Source organism: Enhydrobacter sp., from assembly GCA_025808875.1.
In the GTDB taxonomy this organism is placed as follows: domain Bacteria; phylum Pseudomonadota; class Alphaproteobacteria; order Reyranellales; family Reyranellaceae; genus Reyranella.
In genome coordinates this window covers 375804-392989 of the sequence record CP075528.1, presented here as the reverse complement: position 1 = coordinate 392989, position 17186 = coordinate 375804, and the positions used below count along the sequence as shown (strand labels likewise).

Annotated in this window: 22 protein-coding genes; 6 read left to right on the top strand and 16 right to left on the bottom strand. The window is 67.7% G+C overall.

Going from position 1 to position 17186, the window contains the following annotated elements; genetic code table 11:
- The first annotated feature begins 286 nt into the window (after positions 1-286).
- Positions 287-841, top strand: coding sequence for a hypothetical protein (locus KIT25_01900; GenBank protein UYN95728.1), 555 nt, complete (start codon positions 287-289; stop codon positions 839-841).
- Between the two features lie 3 nt (positions 842-844).
- On the opposite strand, the gene KIT25_01895 is transcribed toward KIT25_01900, so the two are convergent.
- The 3 genes from KIT25_01895 to KIT25_01885 form a co-directional block, all read right to left on the bottom strand.
- Entirely contained in the window at positions 845-1729 is an 885-nt protein-coding gene (locus tag KIT25_01895) for a helix-turn-helix domain-containing protein (GenBank protein ID UYN95727.1), read from the bottom strand.
- 305 nt (positions 1730-2034) lie between these two features.
- Positions 2035-2484, bottom strand: coding sequence for a hypothetical protein (locus KIT25_01890; GenBank protein ID UYN95726.1), 450 nt, complete (start codon positions 2482-2484; stop codon positions 2035-2037).
- Positions 2485-3117: 633 nt separating this feature from the next.
- Entirely contained in the window at positions 3118-3981 is an 864-nt protein-coding gene (locus tag KIT25_01885) for a decaprenyl-phosphate phosphoribosyltransferase (protein ID UYN95725.1), read from the bottom strand.
- A 49-nt stretch (positions 3982-4030) separates the two neighbouring features.
- Between KIT25_01885 and KIT25_01880 the strand changes: the two genes are divergently transcribed.
- A complete protein-coding gene (locus KIT25_01880; GenBank protein ID UYN95724.1) occupies positions 4031-4432 on the top strand; it encodes a GtrA family protein in 402 nt (133 codons plus the stop codon).
- Complete coding sequence (locus tag KIT25_01875) at positions 4429-5727, top strand: FAD-binding oxidoreductase (protein ID UYN95723.1); 1299 nt, start codon at positions 4429-4431, stop codon at positions 5725-5727. The genes KIT25_01880 and KIT25_01875 overlap by 4 nt, the downstream gene beginning before the upstream one ends.
- 49 nt (positions 5728-5776) lie before the next feature.
- On the opposite strand, the gene KIT25_01870 is transcribed toward KIT25_01875, so the two are convergent.
- From KIT25_01870 to KIT25_01855, 4 genes are all read right to left on the bottom strand, one after another.
- Positions 5777-6727 carry an ATP-binding protein gene (locus KIT25_01870; protein ID UYN95722.1) on the bottom strand — a complete coding sequence of 317 codons (951 nt, stop codon included), beginning with the start codon at positions 6725-6727 and terminating at the stop codon, positions 5777-5779.
- Positions 6728-6938: 211 nt separating this feature from the next.
- Entirely contained in the window at positions 6939-7574 is a 636-nt protein-coding gene (locus tag KIT25_01865; GenBank protein ID UYN95721.1) for a glutathione S-transferase family protein, read from the bottom strand.
- 69 nt (positions 7575-7643) lie between these two features.
- Positions 7644-7889, bottom strand: coding sequence for a hypothetical protein (locus tag KIT25_01860; protein ID UYN95720.1), 246 nt, complete (start codon positions 7887-7889; stop codon positions 7644-7646).
- 20 nt (positions 7890-7909) lie between these two features.
- Positions 7910-8569: a ribonuclease HII gene (locus KIT25_01855; GenBank protein UYN95719.1), complete on the bottom strand. Its 660-nt coding sequence runs from the start codon at positions 8567-8569 to the stop codon at positions 7910-7912.
- A 32-nt stretch (positions 8570-8601) separates the two neighbouring features.
- On the opposite strand from KIT25_01855, the gene KIT25_01850 reads away from it, so the two are divergent.
- Positions 8602-9144, top strand: a complete 543-nt coding sequence (locus KIT25_01850) for a nucleotidyltransferase family protein (protein ID UYN95718.1) — start codon at positions 8602-8604, stop codon at positions 9142-9144.
- Position 9145: 1 nt separating this feature from the next.
- Here the strand turns inward: KIT25_01850 and KIT25_01845 are convergent, their stop codons facing one another.
- Both KIT25_01845 and KIT25_01840 read right to left on the bottom strand, forming a co-directional pair.
- On the bottom strand, positions 9146-9757 hold the full coding sequence (locus tag KIT25_01845; GenBank protein ID UYN95717.1) for a glutathione S-transferase family protein: 612 nt from the start codon (positions 9755-9757) through the stop codon (positions 9146-9148).
- A gap of 21 nt (positions 9758-9778) precedes the next feature.
- Positions 9779-10912 (bottom strand): PA0069 family radical SAM protein, encoded by a 1134-nt coding sequence (locus KIT25_01840; protein ID UYN95716.1) that lies wholly within the window; start codon positions 10910-10912, stop codon positions 9779-9781.
- Positions 10913-10989: 77 nt separating this feature from the next.
- Between KIT25_01840 and KIT25_01835 the strand changes: the two genes are divergently transcribed.
- On the top strand, positions 10990-11451 hold the full coding sequence (locus KIT25_01835; protein UYN95715.1) for a GNAT family N-acetyltransferase: 462 nt from the start codon (positions 10990-10992) through the stop codon (positions 11449-11451).
- On the opposite strand, the gene KIT25_01830 is transcribed toward KIT25_01835, so the two are convergent.
- From KIT25_01830 to KIT25_01820, 3 genes are read right to left on the bottom strand one after another with little or no spacing between them, the layout of a single operon-like run.
- Positions 11446-12441 (bottom strand): aminoglycoside phosphotransferase family protein, encoded by a 996-nt coding sequence (locus KIT25_01830; GenBank protein ID UYN95714.1) that lies wholly within the window; start codon positions 12439-12441, stop codon positions 11446-11448. The genes KIT25_01835 and KIT25_01830 overlap by 6 nt on opposite strands.
- 5 nt (positions 12442-12446) lie before the next feature.
- Positions 12447-12995 carry a molybdenum cofactor biosynthesis protein B gene (gene moaB / locus KIT25_01825; protein ID UYN95713.1) on the bottom strand — a complete coding sequence of 183 codons (549 nt, stop codon included), beginning with the start codon at positions 12993-12995 and terminating at the stop codon, positions 12447-12449.
- Positions 12992-13420, bottom strand: coding sequence for a gamma-glutamylcyclotransferase (locus tag KIT25_01820; GenBank protein UYN95712.1), 429 nt, complete (start codon positions 13418-13420; stop codon positions 12992-12994). Before KIT25_01820 ends, moaB begins: the two co-directional genes overlap by 4 nt.
- 71 nt (positions 13421-13491) lie before the next feature.
- On the opposite strand from KIT25_01820, the gene KIT25_01815 reads away from it, so the two are divergent.
- A complete protein-coding gene (locus tag KIT25_01815) occupies positions 13492-13956 on the top strand; it encodes a cupin domain-containing protein (protein UYN95711.1) in 465 nt (154 codons plus the stop codon).
- Here the strand turns inward: KIT25_01815 and KIT25_01810 are convergent.
- The 4 genes from KIT25_01810 to KIT25_01795 are packed head-to-tail and all read right to left on the bottom strand — an operon-like array spanning position 13953 to position 17156.
- Positions 13953-14567 carry a cysteine dioxygenase gene (locus tag KIT25_01810; protein ID UYN95710.1) on the bottom strand — a complete coding sequence of 205 codons (615 nt, stop codon included), beginning with the start codon at positions 14565-14567 and terminating at the stop codon, positions 13953-13955. The two genes, KIT25_01815 and KIT25_01810, sit on opposite strands and share 4 nt — an antisense overlap.
- A gap of 11 nt (positions 14568-14578) precedes the next feature.
- Entirely contained in the window at positions 14579-14983 is a 405-nt protein-coding gene (locus KIT25_01805) for a PIN domain-containing protein (GenBank protein ID UYN95709.1), read from the bottom strand.
- The gene (locus tag KIT25_01800; protein UYN95708.1) at positions 14880-15245 is read right to left on the bottom strand and encodes a type II toxin-antitoxin system prevent-host-death family antitoxin; all 366 of its coding nucleotides are present in this window, start codon (positions 15243-15245) and stop codon (positions 14880-14882) included. The genes KIT25_01805 and KIT25_01800 overlap by 104 nt, the downstream gene beginning before the upstream one ends.
- Positions 15246-15299: 54 nt before the next feature.
- Complete coding sequence (locus KIT25_01795) at positions 15300-17156, bottom strand: lytic transglycosylase domain-containing protein (protein UYN95707.1); 1857 nt, start codon at positions 17154-17156, stop codon at positions 15300-15302.
- Positions 17157-17186 lie beyond the last annotated feature (30 nt).

The following is a 17186-nucleotide window of genomic DNA, read 5'->3' as shown; positions in this document are numbered from 1 at the left end:
CGCGCCAGCGCTTCTGGCTTTGGCCCTGTTCGGCGGTTACGTAGGTGCCGTCGGCCGCTTCGGCTTAGACCCGTTTGCGACCAGCATCGTGACGTGCGTAATCTATGGTGGTTTTCTTTATCGGGACGTCCGGATGGACCGTCATCGAGAGCGTATGGCTGAGATTGAAATTGCGCGCATTGAGCAGGAGGGGAAGCTGCTCAAAGACGCGAAACGGCGACCGAAACCGAAACCGTCAAGGCCGGCTTCAAGGGGTAGCCGGAGGTAGGCGGGATTGGAGAGAGCTATGTTCGCGCATATCAGCTGGTCAGAATTCATGCTCGCAGCGGTCGCTCTGATTGCGGTCTACTGCATTATGGTGGACCTGCGCAGGCGCCAGGCGAAGCGCACGCGCGATATGGAGACGGCCGCCCATTTCCTTGCGCTTCACTATGAGCACTTGGAAGCCTTCCTTAAATGCGGGACAGGCTTTGAGGAGTTTGAGCAGAAGCTCATAGATTTCAGCGACGCACTATCGAACGAGAAGACATGTGCTCGTTTGGCCGCGCGCTGGAATATTGAGGCACCTCCGGAGGCGAAAGAAGATGCCAAGGCTTTGGCCCGTGAGTTGTCTGATCTCGAGCGTCAGCGTCCTGATCTGTACAGGTCGTTTCTGATGTCCGTGACCTCCGGAACAGTGGCCATGCTTTACCGCTGGCCTGCAACTGCTTCGATGCGCGAGCGGCTGATTTCAGAGGTCGCGGTCGATCCCGCGAAGGAAGTGGCAATTGCCGCGAGTACATTAAAGCACAAACGAGACGACAACGACGCTCATATGGATGGTGGCTTGGTCCCCGCGTAGACTTCAAGCGGTGCCCGCCTCTCGCGTTTTCCTATATGCGCCGCGCTTTGTCGGTGCGACCGGCTGGCTAAGAGCCGCGATCTCCTCCAGCGACCAAACATGATCGGTCACGCCCGCAGCCATGGCCGGCGTGATGCGCAGCGTCTTGTGAATGCGGGCGAAGTTGTAATGCATCAGGTGCAGCGACACGGCCCAAGTGTGGTTCTCGACTTTCTTTGAGAAGGCGTTGGTCAGGCGGGTGAAGCGACGGCAGCCCATACGCAGCGTGAGGTTGGCCCGCTCGACGTAGGACGTATTGACGTGCCCGTACTCGGGTGCGCCCTGGATCGTCTCTACCGACGTGCCCACGCATTCGGCCGGGCTGTAGCGGCGCTCGCCCTTATCGGGGGCTGGGCCGTAGTGCTTGATCAGCATGGCGTAGTCGACCTCCAGATCAGCCGAGAGGCTCTTGATGGCCGACAGGTAAGCGCGGTTGCCGTCCGTCGTGATCTGGACGCGGCCCTGCAGGCGACGGCCAAGATCACGAACGAAGATGCCGGCGGATCGATAGCTATGGTCACCGACGAACCATGACGGGATCAGCTTCGTTTCGGCGCAGATCGCCGTCCACGTCCACGCGTCGCCCAGCCCCTTGTCGGTGTCCTCGCCCTTGATGTTCTTCGCCTTCTTGCCGACGAAGGACCAAATCTCGTCGAGCTGGAGGCGGGTGCACGGCAGGTTCACAAGCGCCCGGTCCTGATAGTCGGAGCAGGCCATACCAGCCTCAACCAACATCTTCATGACGGTGTTGTGGGACACGTCGGCCAGTCGGGACGCGGCGCGGATCGACATGCCCTCGCAGAGCATTCCGAGGATTTGAGCGCGCTTGGCGGCGGAGAGGCTGTTCATGGGAGACATCGTAGTCTCTCCTCGGACTCTGTCAAGCATTTTGTTCAGTTAACTAAGCATGTCTCCACGATGCCGAAACCTGCCTGGAAATCGAATCTTGACGTTTTATCAGTGGGTTGATAGAAAATGGCCGAAGGGGCCGATAAGCGTTGCAGCGCCTACCGACCCCCGCGACCGGGGAAGTTTAGGCCCTCATGGGGCACCTAGCCTTTCTCACCACCCGTCTCACCGGGGGTTAGCCTTGCTCCTCGCAAGGGTCGTCTGAGATCGCCCGCTCTAGGCGGGAATACTGTCCGGCCGCGCCCTCACAAGAGGGACGCGGCCGTCTTATTTTCGATCAGCGTCCATTTGCCATCGACGTTGACCACGTCCCTGTCTTTCATCCTGCTCAACTGCGGCGACATCGACGTGCGAAGCAGGCCGGGGTATCCGCTCTGGCGCAGTGCTGTCAGTAGATCGCCAGACAGCAGCCCTTCTGGATGGTTTGCCAGAATGGCCTTAATCGCCTTTTTGAGGGTGGATTGCTGCTCAAACTGAGCGCGGCTGCGGGCGAGTTGCTCGATCTGGCGCTTCTCGTGCGCCGCTCCAAAGAACTCAGCGTCGGCGGGATCTGGCTTTGCCGCGGCGACGGCAGAACGATAGAACGCTTCAAAACGATCACATTCAGCCAACTCAGCATTGCCACGTTCGACAATGGCTTTGCCGCGTTCAATCCGAAGTTGCGCCTTGCGGCGGCGCTCCAAAAGCTGGACCAAGACTGGGTCGCTAACCATGGAGACGGAGATACACGCCTCTGTCTCTCATTGCAAGAGAACAGATTCACCGCCCAGTGAATCTCGTCTCTATTTCTCCCAGCGAGCCCTTGCAGCCTTCTCAGCGATGGCCTTCCTTCGGGCCGGGGTTAGCTTTGCGGCCCGAGCCGGCCCCCCCGCCTTACCCGCTTTCCGGGCGCTCTCCGACCGGACGGGCTCCTCAGCCTCGCCACTGGCGATCTGGACAATGGCGAAGGCTCGTTTGCTCAGGTCGGCGGGCCTGCGCTCGCCTTTGGGTCCTTTGGCCATGTCAGCACCATAGCGCACCACGCGTCGCGCGTGCAGGCCCCGAGCTAGGGCTGGATTTCAAACTGCGCCACTACCGATCGAGTGGTAGTGACGCAGTTGCGTCACTACCGATCGAGTCGTCGATGGCGAGGTGACTACCAGAGCTTGAGGCAAGGCCGGTCGTCCCCCCTCACCTGACCGGCGTCCTCGCGCGGTCCTCTCACCGAGGACCGCCTGGATGCCGATGACATCGGCATCGGACACCATTCGTCCTCGAATCCTCACAGTCCTCGGTAGTCCTCGGAGTCCTCGCCGTCCACTCATCCACAGGGCGCGGCGCGGCAACGCTCAGGGCCACAGCGCCCAGACGCAGGCGGCAACCCACAGCAGCACGGTGGCGATGAGCGGCAAGTCGGTGAGCAGCACGTCGGTCGGCGATTCGCCGTCCTTCTGCTGGTCGACGACGTACCAGTAGCGGAACAGGCCAAAGATCACCAAGGGGATGGTGACGACCAGGTTCTGGTTCGAGGAGATGACGAACAGGCTGTAGAAGACCAGCGCGCCGGTCGCCGAGATCTCGGCGTAGCGCTCGATCAGCGGCACCGAGTAGCGCGCCAGCACGCGGCGGGTGTCGGCGCCGCCGCCCTCGAGCTCCTGCCGCCGCTTGATGGCGGCGAGGTAGAGCGCGAGGCAGAGCGTGGTGATCGCCATCCAGCTCGACAGCGGCACGGCGAGCGCGACAGCGCCGGCATAGACGCGCAGCACGAAACCGATGGCGATGCAGAAGAGGTCGAGCACCGGCTGGTCCTTGAGGACAAAGGTGTAGGCGAGGTTCAGCGCGATGTAGCCCACGATCACCAGGCCGGTGCGCGGGTCGGCCCAGATTCCGGCCGCGACGATGGCGTAGAGCAGGCCGAGCAGCACCAGTGCCGACCGGGGTTCGATCTCGCCCGCGGCGAGCGGACGGCTCCGCCGCTTGGTGGCGTGGAGCCGGTCGCGCTCGACGTCGCGCAGGTCATTGACGATGTAGCTGGCGGAGGAAGCGAGGCAGAACAGCACGAAGGCGAAAATCGCCGACGCGACCGAGGAGGGATCGAGGTATTCTCGCGCGAACACCAGCGGCGCCAACACGAAGACGTTCTTCACCCATTGCCGGGGCCGCATGAGGCGCAGCAGCGCGGTGACCTGAGCGAGAGCCGACGGTGCCTGCATCTGTTATTTCACCCATACTGCGGACTTTGGGATCGGCCAAGGGATTTGGATGCGGCTCACCGTCACCTACGCCTTGATCGCGCTGGTCGCGACGGCGGCCAACATCGGCGCCCAGGAACTCAGCCTGCGCGCCTATGACGGGCGCTGGCACGTCGAATCGTCGGTCCTCGTCGGCACCGCCGTCGGCCTCGTGCTGAAGTACGTGCTCGACAAGGCCTACATCTTCCGCTTCCGCGCGCGCGACGCGGCGCACGATGCGCGCGTATTTGCGCTCTACACCGCGATGGGCGTGGTCACGACCCTGGTGTTCTGGGGCTTTGAGCTCGGCTTCCACTACCTCTTCCACACCAAGGCGATGCGCTACCTCGGCGGGCTGATCGGCCTCGCGATCGGCTATTGGGCCAAGTACCACCTCGACAAGCGCTTCGTGTTCCGCGAGGCCGCGCCGTGATCGAGATCTCGTCCTGGGGCCGGCTGAGCCGCGAGCGCCACGAGGCGGTGGACCTCGCCGACCGCACGGCGCTGGCCGAGACCTTGGCGCGTGGCGGCACGGGGATTCCCTTCGGTCTCGGCCGCAGCTACGGCGACGTCTGCCTCAATCCCGGCGGCAGGCTGTGGCGCACCGCCGGGCTCGACCGATACATCGCGTTCGATCCCGAAACCGGCGTGCTGGACTGCGAGGCGGGCGTGGTGCTGCGCGACATCCAGCTCCGGGCGGCGCGGTCGGGCTGGCGCCTGCCGGTGCTGCCGGGAACCCAGTTCGTCACGGTGGGCGGCGCCATCGCCAACGACGTGCACGGCAAGAACCATCACGTGCACGGCACCTTCGGCGATGCCGTCGAATCGCTGCACCTTGTGCGGACCGACGGCGCGACCGTCGAGTGCGGGCCCGGCCTCGACGAAGATCTGTTCCGCGCCACCGTGGGCGGGCTCGGCCTGACCGGGCTGATCGCCAGCGCGAGGATCAGGCTGGCGCGCGGCGCCGCCGGCTGGCTCGACGCCGAGACGCTGCCCTTCGAGGGCGTGGCGCCGTTCCTCCTGCTGGCCGACGGCTCGGAGGCCGACTGGGAGCACACCGTGGCCTGGATCGACTGCACCAGCGCGGTGCTGCGCGGTCTCTTCATGCGCGCGCGGCCCGCCGCCTCGGGCGAGCGGCCCGTGCCGCACCGGCGCGAGTTCGCCGTGCCGGTCACGCCGCCCGTGTCGCTGGTCAACCGACTGACCTTGCGGCCCTTCAACGAGCTCTACTTCCGGCTGGGCAGGCGCCACGCCGATCGCCGCCGAGTGCCGCACGATTCCTTCCTGTTCCCGCTCGATACTGTGCGCGATTGGAACCGGCTCTACGGCCCCGCCGGCTTCTACCAGTATCAATGCATCGTCCCGCGACCGGTCGCGGCCGACGCCCTCGGCGACATGCTCTCGGCCATCCGGGGTGCCGGTGCGGGATCGACGCTGGCGGTACTCAAGACCTTCGCCGACCGGCCGTCGTGCGGGCTGCTGAGCTTCGCGCAGCCCGGTGTCACGCTGGCACTCGATTTCCCCAACCGCGGCACCTCGACGCTCGGCCTGTTCGACCGGCTCGACGCGATCCTGTCGGCGGCCGGCGGGCGCCTCTATCCGGCCAAGGACGCACGCATGCCGCGCGCGCTCTTCGAACGCGGCTACGGCGCCGCGCTCGACGCCTTCGCGCGCCATCGCGACCCGGGCATGAGCTCGGCCCTGTCACGCCGGTTGCTGGGAAGCTAGGGCGAGCCATGACCACCCAGCGACGGCCGCACATGCGCGCGCGACAATTCTAGGATTCGTTCGCCAATTCCCGGGCGAGGTCGCCCAGTCCGATCGCCTCGACGCTGGTGCCGAGGGAGAAGCGGTCGGTGCCGGGATAGACCACCACACGACGCCGAGGCTTCAGGTCCTCGCAAGCGATATGGAACCCCTTCTCCACCTTCGGCGCAGAGCTGCGTTTGACTTCGACGGCCCACAGCCGCTGCCGGGGCAGCGTCAGCACGAGGTCAATCTCCGCACCGGCGGACGTGCGATAGAAGTGCGCTTCCGTCCCTTTCGGGGCGGCCGAGATCAAGGTTTCCACCGCCAGCGTTTCCCAAGTCTGCCCGGCGACAGGGTGGCCGAGAACGTCCTCCTTGTTGCGAAGACCAAGCAGCGCGTGCGCGATCCCGGCGTCCCGCACATAGATCTTCGGGGACTTCACGAGCCGTTTCCCGTCATTGCGATGCCATGCCGCCAGGCGACGCACGAGCAGCAAGTCGACGAGCAGATCGAGATAGCTGGCGACCGTCACCCCGCTCACGCCGAGGCCGCGCGCCAACCTGGCCGCGTTCAGCAGCTCCGCCTGGCCGTGCGCCAGCATGGTCCAGAAGCGGCGTAGCGTCTCGGCCGGGACGCGCGGCCCGAGCTGGGGAATGTCTCGTTCGAGATACGTGCGGATGAAGTCCTGACGCCACCTGAAGCTCAGTTCGTCGTTCGGAGCCAGGAAACTGGGGGGAAAGCCGCCGCGCACCCAAAGCTCGTCGAGGTCGTTTTCAGGCACTTCCAGAACGTCGAACGGCGGCAGCTCGAGGAATGAAATGCGTCCGGCAAGGGATTCGCCGGATTGCTTCAACAGATCGATGGCCGCCGAACCGAGCAGAAGGAAGCGCCCGGTCTTCTTGCCGCTCCTCCGGCCGCGGTCGATGACTCCGCGGAGCGCGCGAAAAAGTTCCGGGGCGCGATGGACCTCGTCGAGCACGATCAACTCGTTCGCGTGATCGGCAAAGTAGGGCTCGGGGTCGGCGAGACGCGCGCGATCCGTCGGAGATTCCAGGTCCAGATAGACCGAAGGACGATCGCCCGCGATCTCGAGAGCGAGGGTCGTCTTGCCGGCCTGACGCGGGCCGAGCAGGCCGACCGCTGGATATTACTGCTTTACAATTACAAGGATAGGATGAGATCGCGTTCTCTCACCCGGCGCCGGCAAGCTCGGCCGCGATCGCCTTCTTCGTCGCGGCGCGCTCGCCGACGCGGCGCCGGTGGTCGAGCACGCGCGGCAGCTTCGCGAGGTCGACGCCGTCGGCCTCCAGCCACTGCGCCAGCGTGAAGAGGTAGGGATCGCAGATCGTGAAGCGCTCGCCCATCACCCAGGGACCGCGAAGCATGTCGCGCTCGATCAGCTCGAAGCAAGCGCCGACCGATTCGGGGACCTTGCGCTTCATGGCAGCGAGCGACGGCGCGTCGGCGGCGTCGACCCAGCGATAGCCGCGCATGCGATGGGCGTGCGCGACGTGCACGGTCGAGCCGAGGTAGGCGTTGAAGGCCTGGATCTCGGCCAGTGCGAAGGCGTCGTCCATCGGTGCGAGGCGGGCGGCCGGGAAGCTCTGCGCGACATAGACCAGCATGGCCGGCGTCTCGGTCAGGATGCCGCGGCCGGTGGCCAGCGCCGGCACGCGGCCCTTGGGATTGATCTTCAGGTAGGCGGGCGAGCGCTGCTCATCCCTCGAGAAATCGATGCGCTTCGCCCGGTAGTCCGCGCCGGCTTCCTCGAGGGCGATATGGGTGGCGAGCGCGCAGGTGTGCGGCGCGTAGTAGAGCGTGAGCATGGGCGAGCGTAGGACGGCGAACCGATACCGTCATGCCGTGCCCGCCCGAGAAGTTCTCGGCCTGCGACGCTACGGCAGCAGGCTCGACAGCCGCGCCATGAAGGGCGCCAGCGCGGCGACGTCGGCCTCGGCCTCCTCGACCAGCGCCTTCACGTGATCGGAGAACGACGCCGTCGCGGCGGCGTTCTCCATCTCGTCGAGGCGCGCCAGCAAACGCTCGCGCGTCTCGCCCGACGTGTTGGCCGTGATCGAGGCGCGCAGCTCGGCGACGAGCGCGGCATGATCGGCCGCCGATCCCTTGTGCGGTTCCACCATGGACGGATGATGGCGCGGCCTCACGCCATCGTCGAGTCCGCCGGCGGCCGGCCGGCCGGCTCCAGCAGGCGCAGGACGGGTGCGAAGCTCCTGCGGTGATGCGGCGTCGGTCCGAGCCTTTCGAGCGCCAGCAGGTGCCGCTCGCTGCCGTAGCCGACATTGGTCTCCCAGCCGTAGCCGGGGAAAGTCGCGGCGAGTGCCCGCATGTGGCGATCGCGCGTCACCTTGGCGACGATCGAGGCGGCGGCGATCGAATAGGAGACGGCATCGCCGCCGACGATCGCTTCGGCCGTGCAGTGCAGCCCGGGCGGCACCCGATTGCCGTCGATCAGCAGCAGGTCGGGCGGCTCGGCCATCGCCTGCAGGGCGCGGCGCATGGCGAGGTAGGTCGCCTGCAGGATGTTGATCCGGTCGATCTCCTCGACGCTCGCCTCGCCCAGCGCGAAGCGCACCGCGCCCGACGCGACGATGGCGTCGAAGGCCGCCTCGCGCTCCTGCGGCGCCAGCTTCTTGGAATCGTCGATCAGGCGCAGCAGCTTGCGCCCGGCGAGCGCGCGGTCGATAGCCGCGACCGCGGCCACGACCGGGCCGGCGAGCGGGCCGCGCCCGACCTCGTCGACGCCGGCGACGCGCAGCGCCCCCGACTCCGCACCCCTGAGCTCATGGCGAAAGCTCGGCATTTTCCCCAGACCGATCGAATAGAGTGCGGCGCATGCCGCCCGTTCAGGACATCATCGCGCAGGACCCTGTGGGTATGGAACAGCTGCGCGCCGCCCGCGCGCTCGGCCTGCCCGACTGGTGCATCGCCGCGGGCTTCGTGCGCAATCGCGTGTGGGACCACCTGCACGGCATCCATCCGCCGCGGCCGGTCGCCGACATCGACGTGATCTATTTCGACGCCGCCGACGTCTCGCGCGAGACCGAGGCGCGGCACGAGGCGCGGCTCGCCGCCCTGATGCCCGGCCAGCCCTGGCAGGCGCGCAATCAGGCGCGCATGCACGTCTGGAAGGGCCTGCCGCCGCACCGCAGCACCGCCGATTCGATGCTCTACTGGCTGGAGACCGTGACGCCCGTCGGCGTGCGGCTCGAGGCCGACGACACGCTCACCCTGGTGGCGCCGCTCGGCATAGACGACCTGCTCAACCTGGTCTGCCGCCCCACCGCCTTCGGCCGCACCCGCCGCGACGAGTACGAAGCGCGCATCGCGAGCAAGCGCTGGGGCGAACTGTGGCCCAAGGTACGGTTTCTGGACTGAGTCAGGCCGAGAGCTTCGCCGCCTTCTCACCGGCGCGCCTGGCGGCGGGGCGGCCGATGTGGGGGGCGGCGTAGGCCTCGAAGGCCGGGCGCTTGTCGACCGTGCCGAAGGTCATGCCCCAGTGCAGCATCGAGGCCATGTAGAGATCGGCGGCGGTGAAATGGTCGGCGGCGATGTAGCGCCTGCCCTGCACCGCCTTTTCCACGGTGTCGAGGGTGCGCTCGTAGGAACCGTAGCCGAAGCGGCCCTGCATGTCGGGCGCCGGCTCCCAGCCGACCGACTTGTTGCCGATCGCGGCCTCGGCGGGGCCGGCGACGAAGAACAACCAGCGATAGTAGGCGCCGCGGTCGGCGAGCGGCGGGGCGAGCCGCGTCTCGGGAAAGAGATCGGCGAGATAGCAGAGGATGGCGCCGGTCTCGGTCACGATCGTGTCGCCGTGCTTCAAGGTCGGCACCTTGCCCATGGGATTGAGCGCGAGGTATCCGGGCGTCTTCATGGCCGGCCCGAAGTCCAGCAGCTCGATCCGGTAGGGACAGCCGACCTCCTCCAGCATCCAGTGGCTCATCGCGCCGCGCGATTGCGGGTTGGTGTAGAGCACGAGTTCGTCGGCCATTGCTTCTCTCCCTGGCGGCGTCTAGAACAGCTTCATCTGGCGTCCGTCGCGCCGCGCATCGACCAGCGCGGTGCGGGCGTGCTCGGGCACGCGGAACTTCTCGAGATCGAGCCGGTAGCGGATACGATTCAGGCCGAGCCGCTTCACGGCGGCGGCGAAGCGCGCGCCCAGCAGGTCGGCGATCGGCCCCTCGCCGCGCATGCGCGTGCCGAACTCGGCCCGGTAGAGCGCGCCGCCCCTGAGCTGGCGAATGAGCGACAGCACCTTCTCGGCGCGGTCGGGCCGGTGTGTGCGCAGCCATTCCTCGAACAACTCCTTGATCTCGAGCGGCAGGCGCAGCACGACGAAGCCGGCGCGCGTCGCGCCGGCCCGCGTCGCCGCCTCGAGAATCGCCTCCATCTCGTGGTCGTTCAGGCCGGGGATCATCGGCGCCGTCATGACTCCGGTCGGAATGCCGGCATCCGCCAGCGCCTTGATGGCGTCGAGCCGGCGATGCGGCGCCGAGGCGCGCGGCTCCATGGCGCGCGCGAGATCCCTGTCGAGCGTGGTCACCGAGACGAAGCATTCGGCGAGGTTGCGCCGCGCCATGTCGGCAAGGATGTCGATGTCGCGCGTGATCAGGTGGTTCTTGGTGACGATGCCGACCGGGTTGTTGAAGTCCGACAGCACGCGCAGGATCTGGCGGGTGATCTTGAGCTCGCGCTCGACTGGCTGGTAAGGATCGGTGTTGGTGCCCATGGCGACCACGTCGCAACGATACTTGGGCGCAGCCAGTTCCGCGCTGAGCAGCCGGGCGGCCTCGGGCTTGTAGAGCAGCCTGGTCTCGAAATCGAGGCCGGGCGACAGGCCGAGATAGGCGTGCGTGGGGCGCGCGAAGCAGTAGACGCAGCCGTGCTCGCAGCCGCGATAGGGATTGATCGAGCGGTCGAACGGCACGTCGGGCGAGGTGTTGCGCGCCAGGATGGTGCGGGTGGCGTCCTTCGTCAGCGTGGTGCGCGGCGGCGGCAGGTCCTCCTCGATGTCCCAGCCGTCGGTGGTGCGGATGCGCTTCTCCTCGTCGTAGCGGCTCGAGTCGTTGCTGAGCGCGCCGCGGCCGTTGTGCTGCGGCTCGGCGATCCGGTCGTCGGGATAAAGCGGCGGCGCGGTCGGCTTCATGGCGGCATCGACTGTGAGAACAAATAGCGAACGAGTCAAGCCACTGCCCATTGTGGCCCGATGGCGTAGAAGACGCCATGACTGCGAGCATAACCATCGCCACGGCGGACGATCTGCCGTTCATGCACAGCCTGTCGCGCCGCCTGTCGCGCGTGCCCGGTCCGCCCTGGCACGACGAGGCCGCCATGGATGGCTTCCAGGATCGCCACATGGCCGCGTCGCTCGCGCCAGCCGAGGGCATGTCGACCCTGGTCGCCCGCGGCCCGGACGGAAGCCGCCTCGGCTACATCCATCTGCGTCCGGGAAGGGACGGCGTGACCGACGAGCCGTGCGGCTACGTCTCGCTGCTGGCGGTCGCGGCGGAAGCCGAGGGCACGGGCGCCGCGCGGCTGCTCATGGCAGCGGCCGAGGAGTGGGCGCGCGGGCGCGGCTATCGGCTGCTGAGCCTCGACGTGTTCGCCGACAACCGGCGCGCCGTCGAGTTCTACGAGCGCGGCGGGTTCAGGTCGGAAACCTATCGGATGGTGAAGCCGCTATAGACCACGCCATTCGGCACACACCGAGCGGACGAAGTCGCGGCCGAAACAGCGATCGATGGTGGCGTCGACATGCGCCTTCATGTCGGGCGAGAGGCCGGCGTCGCTCCATTGCGCGGGATCAGACGGATCGCGCGGGCTGCGCGTCTGCACCCGCCAGCGCGCCATGAACAAGGTGGTGCGCAGCCAGGTGAGGCGGCGCATCGGCATCAGCCACGGCCGCAGTGCGGCGGCGGCGGCGACGCCGATGGCGGCGAGATAGGCTTCGTTGAAGCAGCCCACGTCTTCCGGGGAGAGAACCACGCCGATCTTCGGATCCCACAAGGTCGAGGTCGGCAAGGTGGCGTGCGCAAGATCGATGGCGGGTGAGCCGACATGCACCTTCTCGAGGTCGACGAACCAGGCGACACCTGCGCGATCGACGAGGAAGTTGCCGGGATGCGTGTCGGCAAGCGCCACGGCGAGTGGCTGGGGACGCGCGGCGAGCGCGGCCGCCGCCGCGCGGGCGAGCCGCACCTCGCCGGCCACGATCTCGCGGGCCTCGGGATCGGTGACGGCCCTGTCGAGGAAGCGCGCGGCATTGGCCTCGATCGGCTCCAGCGTGGCGAGGAAAGGGTTGACCTGGCGCGGAATCGGCGAGGCCGCGTCCGGCAGCGGCAAGGCGTGGATGCGCGCCAGTGTCGCCGCCAATGCCGGCAGCTCGTGCGGCAGGCGCGGTGCGCGGCCGTCGATGAAATCGACGATCAAGGCGCCGCCGGGCAAACCCGGTCCCGGTTCGACGATCTCGTGCAGGCGCGGCGAGTGGCCCGCCGGCTCGAGATGGCGGAACGCCGCGGCCTGAGCCAACAGACGCGCCGCCGCCGTCGGATCGCCTTCGTGCGCATAGGCGACGCGCGCCAGCCGCCCATCACGCAGCAGGACATGACCGTGCGCCGTGCCGACCGCGGGCAAGGCGCGGCCGGCGCGCAGCTCGGCGAGGAAGGCGTCAGCCACCGAGCCTATCCGCTCCTCGGCATCTTGCCTTCGTTGAGGCGCGGCATCAGCTCGGCGAAGTTGCAGGGCCGGAAGCGGATGTCGAGCTGCTGGCGCAGGATGTCGTCCCAGCCGTCCTTGCAGGCGCCAGTCGAGCCGGGCAGCGCGAAGATATAGGTGGCATTGGCGACGCCGGCGGTCGCCCGGCTCTGCATGGTCGAGGTGCCGATCTTCTGGAAGCTGATCCAGCGGAAGGTCTCGCCGAAGCCCTCGATCTTCTTCTCGAACAGGCCTTCCAGCGCCTCCGGCGTGACGTCGCGGCCGGTGACGCCGGTGCCGCCGGTGGTGATCACCGCCTCGACCCCGGGATCGTCGATCCACTTCCTCACCTGGGCGCGAATTCTGTCGACGTCGTCGGTGACGATGGCGCGGTCGACCAGCACGTGGCCGTCGCGCGCGATGCGCTCGACGAGCGTATCGCCCGACTTGTCGGTCTCCAGCGTGCGGGTGTCCGATACCGTCAGCACGGCGATGTTCACCGGCTTGAACGGCCTGGTTTCGTCGATGCGATTCATGGCGCCATCCTAGCGCGATAGAGGGCGGCGTGTTCCAGCGTGTATTCGCCGAGCGGCCCCAGCCGCAGGTCGGCGCCGGCGAGTTGCCCCGGATCCTTGAGATAGGCGAAGACCTCGAGCGAAGCGCCCGTCGCGCCGGCCGGCACGACCCGCAGCCGGCGCCGCCGGTAGCCGTCGGGCGCGCCGACCCGCTCGAGCGCGTCCATGGCGGCGAGGGCGGCTTCGTCGACCTCGTAGACCTCGCCTCGCACCGTTTCGCCGTCGCCCGGCCGGTCGACCAGCCAGGCCGAATGGCGCTCGCCCACCAGATAGAGCGGCAGACGCTCCACGGTGGTGAAGACGCCGGGCAGTCGCCGGCCGGCGTTCCTCGCGAAATTGGGAAAGCCTTCCTTCAGGGTGCCGAAGACGAAGATCAGTTCTCGCATGAGTTTCCGTCGTGCCGGGCGCCGACGATCCTCCCTTGCGCCGGTGAAGTCACGGCCCTAGATCGTGCGGCATGACCGACTGGAAACACGATGGCGTGCGCGTCATCCCCGCCGCCTCGCTCGACGCCAACACCGCCCAGACGCCCGGCATGAACCGCGCCGCGGCGATCAACTTCGCCCGCGTCGGCGCGCAGAAGCTGTGGGCCGGCACCGTGACCATCCACGCCCACGCCAGGACGGGCGCCCATCATCACGGCCACCTCGAGAGCGTGATCTACGTCGTGAAGGGTCGCGCCCGCATGCGCTGGGGCGACAAGCTGCAATTCACCGCCGAGGCCGGGCCGGGCGACTTCATCTACGTGCCGCCCTACGTGCCGCACCAGGAGATCAACGCTTCCGACACCGAGCCGCTGGAATGCGTGCTGGTGCGCTCCGACAACGAGGCGATCGCCATCAACATCGACATCGAGCCGGTCGAGAAGCCGGAGACGGTCTATTGGGTGGATCCGACCCACCCACACCCCCATGAACACTAGGATGCGGTAGCGCGCGCCTCGGCCGAACGGTCCCAGATGTTCGGCACGAGCTGGTTGGTGTAGCCCGAGACGAAGAGCTTGGGCTCGCCCGTCTTCGCGTCGAAGGTATGCCGGCGCACCGCGCCGATGTTGCCGCCATAGACGTGGATGCTGATCGACGGTGCATCGGGCAGGGTGTTGGTCACCTGATGGATGTCGCCCTCCTGCGGGCGCAGCACCTCGACGTCGCCGGGCGCCAGCTTGGCGAGCCCGCCCGGCTTCAGCGCGCCGGTCGCGGGATCGGGCACGAAGCGCAGCGACGTCTCCGAGCCGCGCAGCATGCCGACCAGGCCCCACATCTGATGATCGTGCACCGGCGTCACCGCGCCCGGCGCCCACACGAAGCTGACCACGCAGAAGCGCTCGAAGGGATCGCACCACAGCAGGTTCTGCGCATAGCCGTGCGGCGGGCCCTTGGCCGCCGCCTCGGGCAGCCAGTCGTCATGACTGACCAGCTCGCCCAGCAGCTTGCGCCCGACCTCGACCACCGCCGCCTCGTCCTTGTCCTGCCACGCGCCTCCCACCAACGAGGTCATGTCCCCGATGAAGCGGCGCAGGCGGGCGGTGTTCATGGCGTCCTCCGTTAGCGATGCGCATCCCGACGCGACAGTCTTCCGGGCCAATCGAGAATGCCCTGATCCGCTGTGAGCAATGTCGCTTCCTCGATCAGAGCAGTGGCCACGATAAGACGGTCGAAAGGATCGCCGGGCAGATTTTCGAGGCCCGTAGCCCGCAGCGCAACATCGGCTGACAGCGGAATTTCACGAACGCCGAGTGCCAGAATGCGAGCACGCCAGTCCCGGATGATCGAGGTATCGCCAATGCGGCGACGTCTCAACAACCGGTCGAGCTCGTAGTAGGCGATCGTCGGGATCGCGACTTCGTCAGCCGCCAGAGCGGCGTCGCACGCGCGTCTTGCCGCCCTTCCGAGCCTTGGCGAGTCCTGTGCGACCCACAGAACTGTGTGCGTATCGAGCAGGAGGGTCATTGAATCCCTTCAGGTAGTTCCGCCATTCGCGATCCTCATCCCATTCCTTGGGATCGATGATCGGCCCGACGACATCATCGACGATCTCGAACATACCCTTGGCAAAGCCGATCAACGTCTTCGGCTTCTCGCGCACGGCGACGATCTGCACCTTCGCCTTGCCGCGCTTGGTGACCGTGATGGGCTCGCCGGTCTCCGCGACCTCGTCGATCAGTTTCAGGCAGCGCGCCTTGAAGGCGGCGGCGTTGATCTTCCTGTCCATGGCGGACCCGCAATTCCTATGTGACCATATCATATGGTCACATGGCCGGCCGGATCAACGCCTTCCGTCCTGCGGGGCGTAGCGCGGCCAGTCGTGCGCCGCGATCTGGTCGAGTGACGGCGTCGGCTGGCCGAAGCGGATCTGGTACATCCAGTAATTGGCCAGCACGCGTTGCACGAAGTCGCGCGTCTCGTGGAGCGGGATCGAGGCGATGTAGAGCAGCGGATCGGCGGAGGCGTTCAGCGAATTGTCCCAGCGGTTGACGTTGCCGGGACCGCCGTTGTAGCCGGCCGCCGTGCGCACCAGGTTGTTGTCGACGTCGCCCAGCAGCGAGACGATGTAGGCCTGTCCGAGCGACATGTTGACCGCCGGATCGTAGGGATTGCCGCCGCCGGTCTCGGGCGCCCACCTGTTGGTGACGATTCGCGCGGTCGCCGGCATGAGCTGCATCAGCCCCATGGCGCCGACCCGCGAGCGCGCCTTGGGATTGAACGCCGATTCCTGGCGCATGAAGCCGTAGACCAGCGCGCGGTCGACGCTGAAGCCCTGCAACGGCTGCCACGGCGGGACGGGATACATGGCACCGTCGTAGCCCTTGATGTTGTGGCGCTGGTCCCAGGCGGCATTGGCGATGCGCATCGACAGGGCGGGCAGGGCCGCCTTCTCGGCGAGGGAGAGCACCGCCTCGATGTACTGCGGTTCGGCGTCGATCGAGCGCGCGAACAGCTCGCGCTCGGCGGCAGTCGCCGCGCCGAGCTGCAGCAGGGCGAGCGCGCGCCGACCGACGCGATCCTCGCCGAGCAGGGCGGCGCGCCGGCGATCGAGCGGCGGCAGATCCCAGCTCGGCTCGATGCGCATGCCGAGCGCACGCTGGGCGATCAGGCCGTGGAAGGTGCGGCCGTGCAGCGCCGCGCGCTTGAGATAGGGTGCGAACCGCTGCGGGTTGCCGGCCAGCAGGTTGGCACGCGCCGCCCAGAAGGCGCCGGCCGACAGTGTCCACGACGTGGCGCGGTCGGGCGGCGCGTCGGCCACCGCCTCGAAACGGCGCGCCGCTTCGCCCGGACGGCCGGCGACGAAAGCCGACAGTGCGGCCGTCCAGTTGGCGTCGGGCGGCAGCGCCGCCTCGATCGGCACCTGCAGGCCGCGCTGCGAATCGGCCTCGAGCGCGCGCGTGCGGATGCGGCCGCGCCACAGCTCGACCTCCTGCGGGCCGAGCGTGTCGATGGTCGACTGGCGGTCGAGCAGCACGAAGGCGGCGTTGAAGCCGCCGTCGTCGGCCATCTGCTGCAGGCGGGCACGCAGTTCGGCGGCGCGCTGGGCATCGGCGCCGGTCACGGTGCGCGCCGCGGCGAAGGTCGGCGACAGCTGGGCGAAGCCGACGAAGCTCGCCGGCGTCAGCTCGCCCGCGCCGCGCGTGCGCCGCGCCACCGCCAGGCGGTAGATCGCCGGTGCATCGGGATGGTCGTTGTACTCCTGCAGCCACTCGGCGAGCTCGTCGTAGCGCGCCGTGTAGTTGCGGCCGAGGAAGCGCTGGGCGCCGACATAGCCCATCAGCACCTTGTCGCCGACGCGCGCGATCTCGGCGTTGGCCTCGGCCCAGCGGCCGGCAGCCTGGGCCTGGAAGATGCGGCGGTAGCGCTCGCGATCGTCGCCGTCGAGCACCGTCGGCAGGCCGGCCGGCACCTGGACTTCGTCGAGCTCGATGACGGGCGCCGGCGGAACCCACACCGGCCGGCGCACCGCGGGGCGCACTGGCGGTCGCACCGCTTGGCGGACGGCCGGCGTCTTGGCCGCCACCGTCTTGGAGGCGGCGGCGGGCTTGGGCGGGGGTTTGGTCGCGGTCTGCGCCAGCGCGGGAGCCACCGCCGCTGTCGCCATCCCCAACAGGACGACAGAAACGATGAGGTTCATGGGCCGCAGGGTAGTTTGACTTGGCATGGG